At 46.7% G+C, this 15,652-nt stretch carries 19 protein-coding genes and 1 tRNA gene; 10 read left to right on the forward strand and 10 right to left on the reverse strand.

From position 1 onward, the window contains the following. Positions 1-26: 26 nt before the first annotated feature. On the reverse strand, positions 27-500 hold the full coding sequence (locus ACP2WE_RS22300; protein ID WP_425217730.1) for a TspO/MBR family protein: 474 nt from the start codon (positions 498-500) through the stop codon (positions 27-29). Between the two features lie 5 nt (positions 501-505). After that, positions 506-1,540, reverse strand: coding sequence for a phosphoribosylformylglycinamidine cyclo-ligase (purM, locus tag ACP2WE_RS22305; RefSeq protein WP_425217731.1), 1,035 nt, complete (start codon positions 1,538-1,540; stop codon positions 506-508). A 208-nt stretch (positions 1,541-1,748) separates the two neighbouring features. On the opposite strand from purM, the gene ACP2WE_RS22310 reads away from it, so the two are divergent. From ACP2WE_RS22310 to ACP2WE_RS22320, 3 genes are all read left to right on the forward strand, one after another. Then, positions 1,749-1,937, forward strand: a complete 189-nt coding sequence (locus tag ACP2WE_RS22310; protein ID WP_425217768.1) for a DUF6888 family protein — start codon at positions 1,749-1,751, stop codon at positions 1,935-1,937. Then, positions 1,924-2,127 carry a DUF6887 family protein gene (locus ACP2WE_RS22315; protein WP_425217732.1) on the forward strand — a complete coding sequence of 68 codons (204 nt, stop codon included), beginning with the start codon at positions 1,924-1,926 and terminating at the stop codon, positions 2,125-2,127. The genes ACP2WE_RS22310 and ACP2WE_RS22315 overlap by 14 nt, the downstream gene beginning before the upstream one ends. A gap of 212 nt (positions 2,128-2,339) precedes the next feature. Beyond that, positions 2,340-2,891 carry a hypothetical protein gene (locus ACP2WE_RS22320; protein ID WP_425217733.1) on the forward strand — a complete coding sequence of 184 codons (552 nt, stop codon included), beginning with the start codon at positions 2,340-2,342 and terminating at the stop codon, positions 2,889-2,891. A 374-nt stretch (positions 2,892-3,265) separates the two neighbouring features. Here ACP2WE_RS22320 and proC read toward each other — a convergent pair whose 3' ends face one another. The 3 genes from proC to ACP2WE_RS22335 form a co-directional block, all read right to left on the reverse strand. Continuing rightward, on the reverse strand, positions 3,266-4,060 hold the full coding sequence (proC, locus tag ACP2WE_RS22325; protein WP_425217734.1) for a pyrroline-5-carboxylate reductase: 795 nt from the start codon (positions 4,058-4,060) through the stop codon (positions 3,266-3,268). A gap of 358 nt (positions 4,061-4,418) precedes the next feature. Further along, positions 4,419-4,994 carry a cell division protein SepF gene (locus tag ACP2WE_RS22330; protein WP_330485547.1) on the reverse strand — a complete coding sequence of 192 codons (576 nt, stop codon included), beginning with the start codon at positions 4,992-4,994 and terminating at the stop codon, positions 4,419-4,421. Between the two features lie 758 nt (positions 4,995-5,752). Further along, complete coding sequence (locus ACP2WE_RS22335) at positions 5,753-6,463, reverse strand: YggS family pyridoxal phosphate-dependent enzyme (RefSeq protein WP_425217735.1); 711 nt, start codon at positions 6,461-6,463, stop codon at positions 5,753-5,755. Between the two features lie 149 nt (positions 6,464-6,612). Here ACP2WE_RS22335 and pheT point away from each other — a divergent pair, with 149 nt between their 5' ends. Then, positions 6,613-9,063: a phenylalanine--tRNA ligase subunit beta gene (gene pheT / locus ACP2WE_RS22340; RefSeq protein WP_425217736.1), complete on the forward strand. Its 2,451-nt coding sequence runs from the start codon at positions 6,613-6,615 to the stop codon at positions 9,061-9,063. Positions 9,064-9,113: 50 nt separating this feature from the next. On the opposite strand, the gene ACP2WE_RS22345 is transcribed toward pheT, so the two are convergent. Then, positions 9,114-9,548, reverse strand: a complete 435-nt coding sequence (locus ACP2WE_RS22345) for a hypothetical protein (protein ID WP_425217737.1) — start codon at positions 9,546-9,548, stop codon at positions 9,114-9,116. 222 nt (positions 9,549-9,770) lie between these two features. Between ACP2WE_RS22345 and ACP2WE_RS22350 the strand changes: the two genes are divergently transcribed. After that, positions 9,771-9,842, forward strand: a tRNA-Val gene (locus ACP2WE_RS22350). A gap of 89 nt (positions 9,843-9,931) precedes the next feature. On the opposite strand, the gene ACP2WE_RS22355 is transcribed toward ACP2WE_RS22350, so the two are convergent. The 3 genes from ACP2WE_RS22355 to ACP2WE_RS22365 all read right to left on the reverse strand — a co-directional run bounded on the left by ACP2WE_RS22355 (position 9,932) and on the right by ACP2WE_RS22365 (position 12,138). Then, positions 9,932-10,540: a Uma2 family endonuclease gene (locus ACP2WE_RS22355; protein ID WP_425217738.1), complete on the reverse strand. Its 609-nt coding sequence runs from the start codon at positions 10,538-10,540 to the stop codon at positions 9,932-9,934. A 90-nt stretch (positions 10,541-10,630) separates the two neighbouring features. After that, complete coding sequence (locus ACP2WE_RS22360) at positions 10,631-11,890, reverse strand: RNA polymerase sigma factor (RefSeq protein ID WP_425217739.1); 1,260 nt, start codon at positions 11,888-11,890, stop codon at positions 10,631-10,633. Positions 11,891-11,946: 56 nt separating this feature from the next. After that, positions 11,947-12,138: a hypothetical protein gene (locus ACP2WE_RS22365; protein ID WP_425217740.1), complete on the reverse strand. Its 192-nt coding sequence runs from the start codon at positions 12,136-12,138 to the stop codon at positions 11,947-11,949. Here ACP2WE_RS22365 and ACP2WE_RS22370 point away from each other — a divergent pair. The 5 genes from ACP2WE_RS22370 (at position 12,128) to ACP2WE_RS22390 (ending at position 14,652) form a co-directional block, all read left to right on the forward strand. Further along, positions 12,128-12,487 carry a YciI family protein gene (locus ACP2WE_RS22370; protein WP_425217741.1) on the forward strand — a complete coding sequence of 120 codons (360 nt, stop codon included), beginning with the start codon at positions 12,128-12,130 and terminating at the stop codon, positions 12,485-12,487. The genes ACP2WE_RS22365 and ACP2WE_RS22370 overlap by 11 nt on opposite strands. Before the next feature lie 132 nt (positions 12,488-12,619). Beyond that, positions 12,620-13,033, forward strand: coding sequence for a YciI family protein (locus ACP2WE_RS22375; protein WP_425217742.1), 414 nt, complete (start codon positions 12,620-12,622; stop codon positions 13,031-13,033). Between the two features lie 53 nt (positions 13,034-13,086). Further along, positions 13,087-13,497, forward strand: a complete 411-nt coding sequence (locus tag ACP2WE_RS22380; protein ID WP_425217743.1) for a VOC family protein — start codon at positions 13,087-13,089, stop codon at positions 13,495-13,497. A 136-nt stretch (positions 13,498-13,633) separates the two neighbouring features. Then, positions 13,634-14,107: a VOC family protein gene (locus tag ACP2WE_RS22385; RefSeq protein ID WP_425217744.1), complete on the forward strand. Its 474-nt coding sequence runs from the start codon at positions 13,634-13,636 to the stop codon at positions 14,105-14,107. A 107-nt stretch (positions 14,108-14,214) separates the two neighbouring features. After that, entirely contained in the window at positions 14,215-14,652 is a 438-nt protein-coding gene (locus tag ACP2WE_RS22390; RefSeq protein WP_425217745.1) for a VOC family protein, read from the forward strand. A gap of 90 nt (positions 14,653-14,742) precedes the next feature. Here ACP2WE_RS22390 and ACP2WE_RS22395 read toward each other — a convergent pair whose 3' ends face one another. Then, positions 14,743-15,576 carry a hypothetical protein gene (locus ACP2WE_RS22395; RefSeq protein WP_425217746.1) on the reverse strand — a complete coding sequence of 278 codons (834 nt, stop codon included), beginning with the start codon at positions 15,574-15,576 and terminating at the stop codon, positions 14,743-14,745. Between the last annotated feature and the right edge of the window lie 76 nt (positions 15,577-15,652).

The following is a 15,652-nucleotide window of genomic DNA, read 5'->3' on the forward strand; positions in this document are numbered from 1 at the left end:
GCCCCTACATTTTTTTTGGGATTTCCTTATTTGGTTTGTGGGTTTAGATAGACCATCACCCAAGTTGTGTAAGTTCCTATGGGACTCCAAAGCACGTAAGGCAATAAAAGCAAAGCCGCCCAGATCGAAACAGGGAACACCGCGATCGCTAGCAAAATGCCAATGACTGCCCCTGTGCCCCCGATCGCAGTCCCCAGTTTGAGGCTGCGAAACTTGATCAGTGCAGGGGTATAGGACATTGTGACCGCTTCTAAAGCCAAATAGCCACCCATAAACAGCCAAGTATTCAGGCTATTCGGTTCCTTTTCCCAAACCAGATAGGCAGAACTAGCGGCACAGATAAAAATCGTCGTCCAGATGAAAGGGATTGCCCATTCAAATGTCAGCCATTTGGGGCGGCGCAGACTGAGAAACCATTGAAACTCTCGGCGAGTAATCAGCGAATTGCTCAAAAATCCGCCTAAAAAGGTAATGACCCCGATCGCAATCCATGAAGGCATTTTGTTTAATCAAGCAACAATTGTCGATCGCCTGCAACCACTTCACCAATGAGATCGGCAGGTAGATCTTGGCTCTGGAACCACTGTAAAACCGCTTCAACCTTTTTCGGCTCGACGACTACAGCCATCCCAATGCCCATGTTAAAGGTGTTAAACATTTCCAGTTTCTCGACCTTACCCTGCTCGGCTAGCCAGTGGAAAATTGGTGGAATTGTCCAGCTTTTTGTGGAAACCCTCACCGATTGCCCTTGACCTAAACAGCGCGGTAGATTTTCAGGTAAGCCGCCACCCGTAATATGCGCGAGTCCGTGAATACCCAGATCGGAGCGCAAAGCTGCCAAAACTGGTTTGACATAAATTTGCGTCGATGCAAGCAAGATTTCTCCAAGCGTGCGATCGTTAGGTGTTGCCGTGGAAAAATCAGGAATGTGATTCCACGCAAATCCACCATCTGCCACAATCTTACGCACTAAGCTGAACCCATTGCTGTGAACGCCCGAACTGGCTAGCCCAATCACAACATCGCCAATCTGTACTTGCGAGCCGTTCAGTAAATTCGCTTTTTCGGCGATTCCGACACAAAACCCTGCGAGATCGTATTCGCCCTTGCTATAAAACCCCGGCATCTCGGCCGTTTCGCCGCCGAGTAAAGCGCAGCCGGCAATTTGACAACCTTGAGCGATACCCTTCACAACTTCGACCAGTTGGGCAGGCTCTAATTTGCTCGTAGCCAGATAATCTAAAAAGAATAATGGCTCTGCCCCAGAGGTGAGCACGTCGTTGACACACATGGCAACCAGATCGATGCCCACCGTATCGTGGCGATCGCAAGCATGGGCAATTTTTAACTTTGTGCCCACACCATCTGTCCCTGAAACGAGTACGGGTTGGCGATATCCTGTCGGAAGTTCAAATAAACCGCCAAATCCACCTAACTCTCCCAGTACACCGGGACGATTGGTTTTAGCGACATGACCGCGAATTTGCTCGACAAAAGTCCGCCCCGCCTCGATATCTACGCCTGCTTCACGATAATCCATGTATAGCTTTGAGCTTCTAGCGACTCGCTATCTGCTGTTAAATCAAAAGTTTGCGCTTTTATCTTAACTTTCTTGCAGTACTTTCTTGTAGTAGTTCGCGATCGCTGAGCTTACAAAAAGGATAGTTTTTCTGATTTTTGCTAATATCTTATTCAAGACACAGAATTATCGGTTAGGTATATTTGAGGTCTTTAATTGCGTGAATGAAATACCTACTGCCGATCAGCTAAGCAGTTTGTATCGTATCTGCTACCAGCTAACTTACACGATGCTTCAGCCTATACATCTAATTTGCGTTGATGCTCGAACTCACAACGTATATGTATTAGCTGGATATGATGAGGAGCTTGAGTTTCAAATCTTACCGAATGGAGCGTTTGCAGATGAGCCAAGTTAACTATAATGCCATGTCTAAGATTGAGCTGAAACAGTATTTTCTCAAGCATCGAGGCGATCGCGCTGCTTTTCAGGCTTACTTAGATAGAATCAACCAACTTCCGCTCAGAATTATTGCCAATCCTATCGATCCTGATTTCGATCAAAAAGTTCAAGCGGCCATTCGCCAAAAACTAGAATTAAAGAGATGAGATAAAATCGGCAACTAATCCGCTAATTTACAAATGATGGTTCTATCGACTGTGTCATACAAAACCTGACAGTATATGATAAAATCACGAAATCCATTGACAGAATGGTTGAGTTCTGTCTATGTTGGGAGATCGGCGTGTTCCGCTAAGTGATCAGCGATATCAGTGAGTTTGAGATTGCCTGTCGGTATGATTCAGTTGTTCAGTATCAAATGGTAGACCTTGTTACTCTTATCAGCGAAGCTTCTAGAGAAGCTATTAAGCTTCTCACGGGGAAATTGCTTACAGAAAGTCAGATTCAAAGCGTTAGTAAACATGTGGTCGGCAAATATTTTGCTGACCTATTTCCCACGTCAGAAAATGAGGCAGAAGGGGAGGAACGTATAGCCTCTGCAAGAATGCACATAACAGAAGCTAGTAATATAATTTCAAGCTTGCAAGGTGACCTTGAAAGGCAAGCTGACCAACTTGAATTTTTAGCAAAGGAGATCGATCAGAAAAAACAAATAGCTGAAAGATATGCCATTCTGGCTCAAACGAATCAAAATGAGTTCTCTGCGTTTAAGACAGAGATGGAGGAAACTCTTAGGAAGGAACTGAATGCACAAAATGAAAAGGGTAAAATTATAAGGCGAACTGTATCATTCGCATCCTGGCTAATCGCCTTGGTGTTGGGTGCTTATTTAGGTGCATGGTTTCAAATTCAGCTAGAGCCAAAAGTTCAACCTCTCAACAAACAGCCTACGCCGCAGATTTCTAGGTAAACTAAGGACTGCTTATCTGTAACAACTTTACCTATAGCTCATTCTCAATACAGAGAAGGCAGTTGCTTATATTCGTAAACTTCGTGACTACTATCTCATTCCAGAACACGACGATGGCAAGCACAAAGCGCGGCTTTTTTATAGATCCTTGGGATGACGACTGATACTGCTGAGGAATTGCGCCAGATTTTGATTGAAGTCATTCAATCTCACGTAGCTCGATTGGGAAGACAAGATGTAGTTCACGCATAATATCTGGTAAAACATAATTGTCTATACAGTTTTTCACTGTTCTCAAGACCCAAAGAAATGGCGTAGCCGAGTGCTATAGGGATTAGTCAGAATAAACGTTCTACGCGATTGTAGGCAAAACCTTAGCTACCAAGCTCTTGTGCCCTTTGGGTTGCAGCGATCACCGCATCGATCAGTCCCGATCGCACGCCAGATCTTTCTAATTGGGCGATCCCCGCGATCGTAGTTCCACCGGGGCTGGTGACTCGATCTTTTAACTGGGCTGGATGTAAACCCGTTTGATGCAATAACTGCGCTGTTCCCAAAACAGTTTGAATTGCTAATTTTGTCGCGATCGCTCTGGGCAAACCTGCGGCAACACCACCATCTGACAAAGCTTCCACCACCAAAGCTACATAGGCAGGGCCAGAACCAGATAGACCCGTAACCGCATTTAACAAAGACTCTGGCAGCTCAACCACTTCACCCACGCTGGCAAAAATCCTACGCGCTGTATCGATATGAGCTTGCGTAACTGACTTTCCCGGCGCGATCGCGGTAACACCTGCCCCAACCTGTGCGGGGGTATTGGGCATTGCCCGAATGACTGCCTTATCAACAAAAATAGACTCTAATGTCTCTAGAGTCACACCAGCAAGAATAGAAATTACTAAAGATACGGGCGTACTAGCCAAGCCAACAGTCGCTGCTGTGAGGGCTTGGGGTTTCACTGCCAAGAGAATGACATCGGCTTCACAAGCGATCGCATTGTTTGCACTTACCTGTACACCGTACTTACTCGCAAGATAATTGCGGCGATCGAGTTGAGGATCGGTAACGTACACCTGTTCGGGGGCATAGATAGCTTGAGCAAGCAGACAGGAGAGAATCGCCTCCCCCATAACGCCACCACCGACAATGCCTAACTGAATTGCCAACGATACCTCTAACTTGCTTTTCTAAGAAATTCTAATAACAGAAACGAATACCAATCTTGTTTGAATTGGCACAAAATAGAACTTGAGCTTCGCGCTCCACACCTTTTAAGGTAAAGGGAAATGTGTTCCAGTTTTTTGAAAATTTTAACATAGCAACTTTACAGCAACCTTGAATCATCTGTAGAGCAGCCACTACTGGAAAGGATAGGTGGTGGCTATCAAGCAATTACAAACGCATCTTGATTGCTGTATTGAAGTATATCTAAGTCTCATTGACTGAAATGCGCTAGCTGCAAAACAGTGGAACGTTTGGGTTTGTTTTCACTGGCTAAAGCTAGAGAAAACGACTAAATCAACCCTATTGGGCAAAGCGACTGACAGGCATATCAGCAGACCATGCGGGTGCTGGTGTTGTGGGTCTTGCTGCTACACGCACCTGAGGCATAGGAGGCTCAGACATAACTGTAGCTTGGCTCATGACCTGTACGCAGGAAGGTGCAAACAAGAAGATGCTATCGCCGATTCTTTCTTGGTGACCATCTAGGGCATAGGTACCACCTGCAACGAAATCGACCGCACGTTGAGCTTGATCGGGATCCATCATTGTGAGGTTGAGAACGACGGACTTACGTTCGCGCAGTGCTTGAATTGCTTGAGGCATTTCTTCAAAGCTGCGAGGCTCCATCACAACAACTTGTGAGATGCCATTACTAGCTCCGGGCATACCAATTACATTGCTCATGCCTTCAGAGGTTGGTCTTAACACCGAAGAACGAGTACGACGGGGTTGGGTGTCTTCTTCTTCTGGTGTCACATTATTTTCCTCTTGGTAAAGCTCTTGATACTCTCTACCAGAGGCTTCATCGTATTCATATTCATACTCATGAGGTTCCGAGAGACCGACAAAATCCTTGAGCTTAGTGAAGATTCCCATTTTATAACTCCTGATTGAACTCCTCGTTGGCTGGTAAAAACGAACAAAACCTAAACTGTGTGAGTGCTAGACAAATCGAGAAGTTTTTCATTGCCGTAACAGCTTTGTCTAGGGGCTTAGATCGCTAAAAATGCCACTTGGCTTTGTGATAAAGCGTACTGTGAAACTTTTATCCGCAGACTGTAACCGAAATCTAAAAAAAAAGCTAGTTCAATATGTAAAGTTTTGTGTACTGAACCGATCGCTAAAATTTCTTAGGCTTAGTTCAAATAATTCAACGTCGCTATACCCAATCGAGTAAGACACGATGAAGAACTTATTTGTGTAGTTAGAAAAGCATTAAATCACAAAAAATGCAACTTAATTCCTAACTTTGGGAAATACCGTTTGGTCTGTCCAGATCGACGATCCAGAAAATTCTATTACATTATCTTTTTAAGGAATAGGCAATTAAAATATTTCAATCAGAGTGAATGTATTGACAGATACAATTTGCTTTTGATTTATTGGTGGGGCGTATCAAAAACAGATGTTTTATACTTCAAGATCGATGAGAATCGATAAGTTATTCCTTAATAATTGTCTGAAATTGTCTGATTTCTTAATCTTTGACTATCTGTTTAAACAGAATTAAAGATAGCCATAAAATTTCCACTAAAAAATTACTCGCTAAAATAGTAAATTTTCAAAACACTGCGAGTAGCTTAGCGGGTACTTTAGCAGGTTCATTGCCGATCGCCAAGTAAATTCCAATTCTTTTAAGAAAATATGCGGCTACCCACCCGCACGAGGGTCGCGCCTGCCTTGACCGCGATCGCGTAATCTCCCGACATCCCCATCGATAGTTCTGTAATGTTTGACCAACCAAGCGATCGCAACTTTTCTGCTAGCTTTGCCGTATCTTGAAAGACCTGATATGCCTGTGTTTCGTCTAACCCTAGGGGCAAAATCGTCATCAGCCCCACGAGATTTAAGTTTTGGCATTGCTGCAAGGCAGGTAGATCTGTCAACAGTTGTTCGACCTCCCAGCCAAATTTGTCGGGATCATTTGCCAGCTTGACTTGTAGGCATAATTTTGGCGATCTTCCCAGTTCTGGAATGAAGCGATCGCACTGCTGGGCTAGGCTGAGGCGATCGATCGAGTGAATCCAATCACATATAGATATTGCCTGTTTGACTTTATTACTCTGAAGATGTCCGATCATGTGCCAAGTGATATCTGGCAGATCTTGCAGTTCCTGTTGTTTCTGGCTAATTTCTTGGATGCGCGACTCACCAAAATCTCGAATGCCTGCGGCATAGGCAGCCCGCATCGCAGCTACAGACGTATATTTACTGACAGCAACAAGCTTAACGCTGGGAGGCAAGGTTTCCCGCAGTGTGTTGAGTCGCGAAGCAATGCGATCGCTTAATTCCGCATCTATGATTTTTTCAGTTGCTGGGTTTTCGATATTGGGCTGGTCAGTCATTGCTTGGTTATCGGTTTTAGGTTGTCAGCGAGCAGTTATTCCGAAAAAGCTAACAGCTAACAGCGAATTACCCATTCTTAGCTGAAAGCTGTCTCTCAATTGTGGCAAAATTAAACCGAATGGCAACTCAGCATAGTTTTAAGTTTTAAATGCGTATCTCTCTAAATTGGCTTCGGGAACTCGTAGATTTCGATCTGTCCCCACAGGAACTGGCAGAAAAGCTAGATATGGCTGGCTTTGAAGTAGAGTCAATAGAAGACAGACGCACTTGGGCAGATGGGGTGGTTGTGGGCAAAATTATCACCACCGATCGCCATCCTAACGCCGATAAGTTGCAAGTATGTACGGTTGATATTGGGGCAGTAGAGAAACTCACCATTGTCTGTGGTGCTGCCAATGCTCGACAAGACCTATATGTCCCCGTTGCTACCATCGGCACCTATTTACCTATTGTCGATCTAAAGCTGCGCCCCACCAAACTGCGGGGTGTGAGATCGGAGGGCATGATTTGCTCCCTAGCCGAACTAGGACTAGCCAAAGAATCAAGCGGCATTTATGAATTTGAAGAAGGCATACCCCTAGGTACAGACGTTCGTCCACTGTTGGGGCTGGATGATGCCATCTTGGACGTCTCATCCACAGCAAATCGGGCTGACGCGCTCAGTATGGTCGGCATTGCCCGTGAAGTGGCAGCGCTACTGGGTAAAGATGTTTGCTTACCTCTCGCCACGATCGAGCATCAGCCTAAAAAGTCAGAATGGGTGGCGATCGCTGATGCCAAAGCCTGTCCTGCCTACATCGGCACGTTAATTCAAGGCGTGAAGGTTGCCCCCTCGCCTGAGTGGTTGCAACGGCATTTAGAAGCAGCGGGAATGCGGTCGATTAACAATATTGTCGATATCACCAACTTCATTCTCTTAGAGTGGGGACAGCCGCTCCATGCCTTTGATGCCGATACGTTAGCCGAAGGGATGAACATTGGCGTGAGATTTGCCAAGCCTAAAGAAAGCCTAACCACCCTCGATGGTCAAGAGCGTGCTTTGCACAGTCAAAACTTGGTGATTACGTCAGGGGATATTCCTGTCGCAATCGCAGGTGTGATGGGCAGTGAGACCAATGAGGTTTCAGACACTACCACCAATATCGTTTTAGAAGCAGCCCTATTCGATCAAGCCACAATTCGGCGATCGGCAAGAGCCCAAGCCCTACGCACAGAGGCTTCTGCCCGTTACGAACGTGGTGTCAATGTCGCTGCCCTAGAAACTGCCAGCGACAAAGCCATCCAAACGATCGTCCAACTTGCTGGCGGTAAAGTGGTCGAGCAAAGTACGGTCGATTACCGCGCCCCGATGACACGCACGATTGAGCTGCGCCTCGAAAGAATTTTGCAAGTACTGGGTGAAATTGAACTAGAGAACGGCACGATTACCTATTTAACCGAGGAAGATGTCGAAAAAACCCTGCGATCGCTTTCCTTTGAACTAGAGCGGATCAAACCTGCGGAAGCATCTGCAGAAGCATCCTCAGATGAGTCCGAGTCCTCTGAAGAAAGCACCACGCGTTGGCTGGTGAAAGTTCCTTCCTATCGCTATGCGGACATCGAGCGAGAAATTGACCTGATCGAAGAAGTTGCGCGGATCTATGGCTATGACAAGTTTTGCGAAACCCTGCCCGCTCGCACAGAGCTAGGCTATCTATCTACCGATCAGATTTTGCTGCGTCAAGTGCGCTCAGCCCTGAGGGGTGCGGGTCTAACGGAAGTGATTCATATGTCGCTCTGTAGTCCGACCAGTTCCGATCAGATTAAAATCACCAATCCTGTAGCGACGGAATATAGTGCCCTGCGTCTAGATTTGCTTACAGGTTTGATCGATGCCTGCGTCTATAATCTCAGCCAAGGGAACGGTATTTTAAATGCCTTTGAAGTGGGGCGCGTCTTTGGAAAGGATGAAGAAGGCAGTGGCGAAACCGATCACCTTGCTGGAATTTTTGGTGGCGACCCCACTGTAGGTACTTGGCAGCACAACACCCAGCCCTATGATTGGTATGCAGCCAAAGGATTGCTAGAAACGGTATTTCACTACTTAGATGTAAATGTCGAGTTTCAACCCGATCAAAAAGACGATCGCTTACACCCTGGTCGTACCGCTTCGCTGTGGGTTTCGGGCGAACGATTGGGCACTTTCGGGCAATTACATCCTCAACTGAGAGCGGAGCGAGAGTTACCCGAACAGATTTATGCCTTTGAACTAGATCTCTATGCCTTACTAGAAGCGATCGCTCGGAAATCTATCCCTGTGTTTAAGCCTTACTCCACCTATCCCAGTAGCGATCGCGACATTGCCTTTTTTGCGCCGCTTAAGACTACAGTTGCAGAGATTCAGCGATCGATTACGAGTGCGGGTGGAGAGTTGTTATCGTCTGTCACGTTATTCGATCAATACACAGGTGAAGGCGTACCAGAAGGTCAGCGCAGCTTAGCATTTCGCTTGGTCTATCGTGCCAGCGATCGCACCCTGACCGATGCTGATATCAATCCCGTCCATCAAAAAGTACGCGATACCTTAGAAGAAAAATTTAGAGTGAGCCTGAGAAGTTAGACAATTTCTCACACTCTACTGTTGGCTGAGCGGAGTCGAAGCCAACGGAATTATTGTCCAGAACACTGAGCATTTTTCTTGGCTGTTTCGCGGACATTTTTATAGAGCGATGCGATCGTAGGCTTGAGGGCTTCGGCGTCTAGGTTTCTTGTCATTAATTTTGCCAAACTTAGTGCTGACTCGATCGTCTGAACCTGCTTGGGATCTAAGAAACTCATTTCTGGCACATTGACATCTTGAAGTCCCTTTGCAGTTTGCACGATCGCCTTGGCAACTTCACTAGGAGTCACTATGGTTCCAGCCAAGTCGATCGCCTGCGCTGCCACTTGCTGGGCTTTACAGTCTATTTGGCGATCGCCTTGGATTGGCGTTTCAGTGGCTGGAGCAGTTGGTTTTGGCTCGGATTTATCAGCAAAGCTTGGGGCGATCGGGGCTGCGAGTAAGAGAATTGCCCCTAACGCGAAATATTTTGTAAAATGTAGCATTGGGTTTCACAGGGTTGCGAGCATCTTTAGTGTAGCTTTGAAAATTAGCGGAGTTTTAAAATGGTCTAAATCGATCTTTAATTATTTGTGGGCGTAGTCAGGGATTCTAGCCCTTGCAGACAAGATGCCTACGCTGCAAATTCATGACAATTTATTTAGGATTGCTATACATTCTCATATTGATGCAAATCTGCTAAGATTGTTCCTCACCAAATTAATCTGGGGCGATTAGCACAGTGGTAGCGCACTTCCTTCACACGGAAGGGGTCACTGGTTCGAATCCAGTATCGCCCATATATAAGAACATTATCTAAGTTCGCTCATAACGTAGGGTATAAATTGCCTCAGCCAAAACGCGGCGGGAATCGCATCCGTAGGAATCGCTATCCTTGCAAAACCTGCGCCGCAGTTAACTCTAAACTACCGAGCAGAGGCGAATTAATTGCCATATCACCCGTAAACACAAACTCATCGTAAAAACCTTCCACCCAATGCAACAGTGTCACCTTCTGCGCGATCGCATCCACAATCCAATACTCTAAAATTCCTCGCGCCGCATATTCAGAACGCTTATAGCGATAGTCTCGACTTTCTTGAGTTGGACTCACCACCTCTACCACCAACTCAGGTGGTGGCATATCCATTAAAACCAGCGATCGCGTCGCCCCCTGCATCGCCATAGCCAAATCTTCAGAAAACACAACCAAATCGGGGATACGGACACCCACCCTTTGGCTATGCACTGCAACCTCAGTCTTCATACTCAAGCGATAAGACGGGATGCCTGATTGTAAAAAGTACGCAAACAAAAATGAGGCAATTCGCCGATTGATTTCACTCTCAAGGGGCATCCGAATTAATTCTCCATTCTCCAACTCATAAAAACTGTTATCTAAGCCATCATCAAACTCAAGAAACTCCTCAAAAGTCATCTTTTTAGAGCTTTCTTGCTGGATCTCTGGAGAGGTTGTTTTGGCGATCGCTACAGTCATCGACTTTTCTCCTTGGCGCTATCTATGTATTATCTCTTAATTGTTGGCTGAGCTATGGTTGGCTGAGCGGCGGTCGATCGCGATCGCCTATTAGCCTAGCTTTTTCAATACTTCACACAATCGACGTTCGAGAAAGCGTCGTTCGCTGTCATTGGTGACCAATCCTAGGGCAAGGGTATAGCTCAGAGCGGCTTCCTTTGAGGCTCCCATGCGGCGATACAGATCGGCACGTGCCGCATGAAATAGATGGTAGTTTTCGAGTTCGGAAGCGATCGCTTCCATCAGTACGAGTGCCGCTTGCGGCCCCTCCACCATTGCGATCGCCACTGCACGATTGAGCGACACGATTGGCGAAAGTTGTAAGCGATCGAGCAAATCGTAAAGTCCTACGATCTGCTTCCAATCGGTTTCCTCTGCTCGTGTTGCCTGACAGTGCAGGGCAGCGATCGCGGCTTGCACTGCGTAGGAGTTAGTGCCACCAACACGCAACGACTCCTCCACAAGCGGTAATGCCTCGGCAATCTGCTTGTGGTTCCAGCGGCTGCGATCCTGTTCTTCCAGCAAGATGAGATTGCCTGCCCGATCGTGACGGGCATCGCGCCGCGAATCGTGCAACAACATGAGCGCCAAAAGAGCCGTTACTTCTGCGGGTGGTTGCGGTTCCATTAACATTCTCACAAGTCGTCCAAGCCTAATCGCCTCGGCACAGAGATCGGCTCTTACAATGGTCTCGCCACGGGTAGCCGCATATCCTTCGTTGAAAATGAGATAGATAGTCGTCAATACAGCATCCACTCGCGCGGACAGATCGTAGGTGCTAAGTACTGTGTAAGGAATCCCTGCATCGCGAATTTTACGCTTGGCTCGTACGAGGCGCTGTGCCATTGTTGCTGAGGTTACGAGAAATGCCCGCGCGATCGCATCGGTTTCGAGACCGCCGAGCATTCGTAAGGTTAGCGCCACCTGTGCTTCGATCGCCAGTGCAGGGTGGCAACAAGTAAAAATCAACCTCAGGCGTTCGTCGGGGATTTCGCTGGGGTCGTCTGGCTCTTCCAGAGTCTGAGCTAGTTCGGATGCAGTATAGGATTCAAGCTTTTCTGTAAGCTTCGTTCTGCGTCGGAGGCGATCGATCGCTTTATGTCGAGCCGTCTGAATAATCCACGCGCGGGGTAATTCTGGAATGCCAGCGGAATGCCATCGATCCACCGCAGAGGTAAAGGCTTCCTGTGCCGACTCTTCGGCAAGGTCAAAATCCCTAACGAGGCGGATCAGGGTGGCGACGATCCTGCCCCAATCCGCGCGATACACAGTGTCGATTGCGCGATCGACATCTAATTTTGAGGTAGGCATAACCTAATCATAAAAAACATCTGGTAAGGTGTCGATTTGAGCGATCGCCGTTCGACTTAACTATACAAACAAGCTACAAACGAACAAGTTTCGGGTAAATAAAGACGGTAAGCCAAGATCTTAAACCCGATCGCAAAAAATTTTCTGGCAGTTGTCGATTTGAGCGATCGCCGTTCGACTAATAAATAGAGGGACGCATAGAGAAAAGTTAACCGAGGCAAAAACGGAGGCAGATCGATGAAATACATGATGCTGATTTACATGGAGGAAAATGCTTTGAGCGAAACCGAACGGGCGCAATGTTATGTGAAGTCCGCCCAACTCGCCCAAGAACTCCATGCTAATGGTCAGTTTATATCCACCGCACCGTTATACCCAGTCACAACAGCGACCAGCATTCGCGTTCGTGAGGGCAAATCGTTGGTTACCGATGGCCCATTCGCAGAAACGCGCGAACAACTGGGTGGGTTCTTTCTCATTGATGCCGAGGATCTTGACGAAGCGATCGCGATCGCGGCGAGGATTCCTGGGGCTAGTGTCGGCACGGTCGAAATTAGACCCGTGGTTGAAGTTGCTGGCTTGCCAGAGAAAAGGTGAAGAGGTTTCATGTAAAGATATGTTTGATATTTGTACAAATATCAAACATATTCTAGAATAATGACGTTTGCAAGAGAGAGCAATGCGTCCCAATCATACCCATAAACAAATAGTTCTTTAGGAGATACTTCCATGCGATTTATGATGTTGATGATTCCAAAAGGCTACGAGAATGCAACCCCTGGAACGATGCCCGAGCCAAAGGCTGTTGAAGCGATGATGCAATACAACAAAGCGCTACAAGAAGCTGGAGTACTTTTATCCCTTGAAGGGCTTCATCCACCATCGATGGGAGCCCGCATTACGTTTTCAGGTGGTAAGCCAGCAGCTACCTATGCCCCTTTTGCGGGTGTGCAGGAAGTCCTTGGTGGCTATTGGATGATTCAGGTGAAGTCTAGAGAAGAAGCGATCGCTTGGGCTTTACGCTGCCCAGCTTCAGAGAACGAAATCCTTGAAATTCGCCAGATTCAAGAATTTGAGGATTTTCCCCCTGATGTGCAGGAAGTCGCATCTGAATTTATGGAAATGCAAACTCAGGCGGCATAAGGTTCAGGAAATCAATCGCACAGAAATCATTTACCAACAAATAGGAGAATACAATGCAACTTAATCCTTATCTCTTTTTCAATGGCAACTGCCAAGAAGCTTTTGAGTTTTACGAAGAATGTCTCGGTGGCAAAATCGCCATGAAGTTCCTCAATGAGAATGCTCCACCAGAAGGACAAATGACTGAAATGCCTGGCGAGAAAATCATGCATATCCGTCTCGAAGTCGGTGACTGGGTTTTGATGGGGGGTGACTGTCCTCCCCAGATGTTTGAAGAAAGTAAAGGCTTCTGCGTGAATCTCGCCATTGACAATCCCGCAGAGGCGGAACGCATTTTTCACCTTTTGGCAGAAAATGGAACCGTGCAGATGCCCATCCAACAGACTTTCTGGGCTTTCCGATTTGGTACGGTCACCGATCGCTTCGGCATCCCTTGGATGGTGAACTGTGAGAAAGAATCCTAGACTTTGATTCTGCAAGCAAGGGAAAGATCTGCGATCGCTTTCATTGGGAATTTTCCCTCTGTAATCGTGGAAAACCTGCAAAGCGATCGCGCAAACGGCAAGGCAATTTAATCCATAGGCAAAGGAGTAAAATATCGTGCAAAAAATCACCCCACATTTATGGTTTGATGGGAAAGCTGAGGAGGCAGTGGACTTTTATACCTCCATTTTTAGGAATTCAACGATTGTAAACGTCGTAAGGTATGGAGAAGCTGCTCCTGGAGAAAAGGGAACGGTCATGGTTGTAGCATTTCAAATCGACGGTCAAACCTTCGTAGCCTTAAATGGCGGTCCGCAATTCACCTTCTCTCCAGCCATATCGTTTGCAGTGAATTGTGAGAATCAGGAAGAGGTAGACGCGTTGTGGGAGAAGCTCTCTGAGGGTGGAGAAAAACATAACTGTGGCTGGCTTCAGGATAAATATGGCGTATCGTGGCAGATCATTCCTTCAGCCTTCATTGAGATGATGCATGACAAAGATGTGGCGAAAACGCAACAAGTTATGCAAGCCATGATGCAAATGCAAAAACTTGATATTAAAACCCTAAGGGAAGCCTTCGATCGGGAATAACGAGAGCAGATCGATCTTGTGCTTTTCAATTCACCTGCCTTCGCAAACGGATAATCTGCCCTAGCCCTTCACTCTCATACCCATTCACACTTTTTAAGGAGTCCAAAATGTCCCGCGTTAGTACCTACCTCAATTTCCCTCGATCAACCGAAGCCGCCTTCTTATTTTACAAATCGATCTTTGGTGGGGATTTTGCGTCACCAATCGCACGATTCAAAGATATCCCCGCGCATCCCGACCAACCGCCACTGGCAGAAGCCGACCAAAATCTCGTCATGCATGTTGCCTTACCGATCTTGGGTGGTCATGTCTTGATGGGAACCGATGCCCCCGAATCCATGGGATTTACCATGACGCAGGGCAATAATATGTTTATCAACCTCGAACCAGACACTCGTACGGAAACCGATCGCCTATTCAAAGCACTCTCAGAAGGTGGCAAAGTCGAAATGCCTCTGCAAGAAATGTTTTGGGGTGACTATTTTGGCAGCCTAGTTGACCAGTTTGGCATTTGCTGGATGTTCAACTGTGACAGCAAAAATTAATCGATACAGAACAAGGACTAACGCCTTGTTCTGTATCGATCCTAAATGAATTGTAACGATCCGTAGCACAGCCTGCAAAAGCTTATCCAATTACAACCTAGGTGGTACTGGATCGGTTATGGGATAAGGTGGCTGCTTCATGTTGTGTAGTGTTACAGGATCTGACGAACGAATTCCCATCAAACGATATTTTTTGGTATAGGTGGGAGCAATTTCTGGGGCTTCTACCCATTCATTCGTTGCCACAAACTCTTGCGAGGAAGTGCCACTTAAACCAGTACCGACAGGCGTACTGCTGCGATTTGCACCAGCAGTGGATTTAGATACTTCATCTCTTGATGGAGCAGCGGCTGAAGGTGGTTCTTGGGATCTCGGCATGGTCTCTAGGGCGATCGCTTTGCGTTTGATTGGCACAAATGTCACCTCAATTAAACCTAGATCGGGATTATTGACACCACCATCTCGATCCAAACCAGGATTCCCTTCTTCTAGAACGATGAATTGCTTGGCGATCGCGAGGGGTCTTTCTAGGGTAACCGTGCGATCGCAGATCAATCCATCAATAATTGGAACCCCGTCGATCTTGACACTGACCGCACTGGTATAGGCAGGTGAGGAAATTTCAATTTTGTAAGTTTCTCGAATGGCAACATTGATATAGCCTCTAGGATCGGCGCGGCGAATGTTTCCATTTTGATTGATCGCGATCGAGACAGGTGCGTTTTGGGGCATATTGTATTTTCTTGGCACTGAGAGTGAGGTCGGCAGTGGCGTGGGTTCAGTAGCATTATTCTTGAGCTTCTCATCTTTTAAACGGCTGGAAATAGCTGATGAGTCGCTCCAGTGAGGATAACCAGCGATGGTAATACCGCCAATCAATGCAACAGCAATTGCAACAACGCGTAGGGTCAATGGGGTAAACATGAGAAGCCTCAGATTTCAATTACTTTAAATTTACCCTAATTAACCCAGGGATCTTGCATGGTTACAATTTTGGTAA

This window comes from Tumidithrix helvetica PCC 7403 (genome assembly GCF_965232925.1).
Lineage (GTDB): Bacteria > Cyanobacteriota > Cyanobacteriia > Pseudanabaenales > Pseudanabaenaceae > Tumidithrix > Tumidithrix helvetica.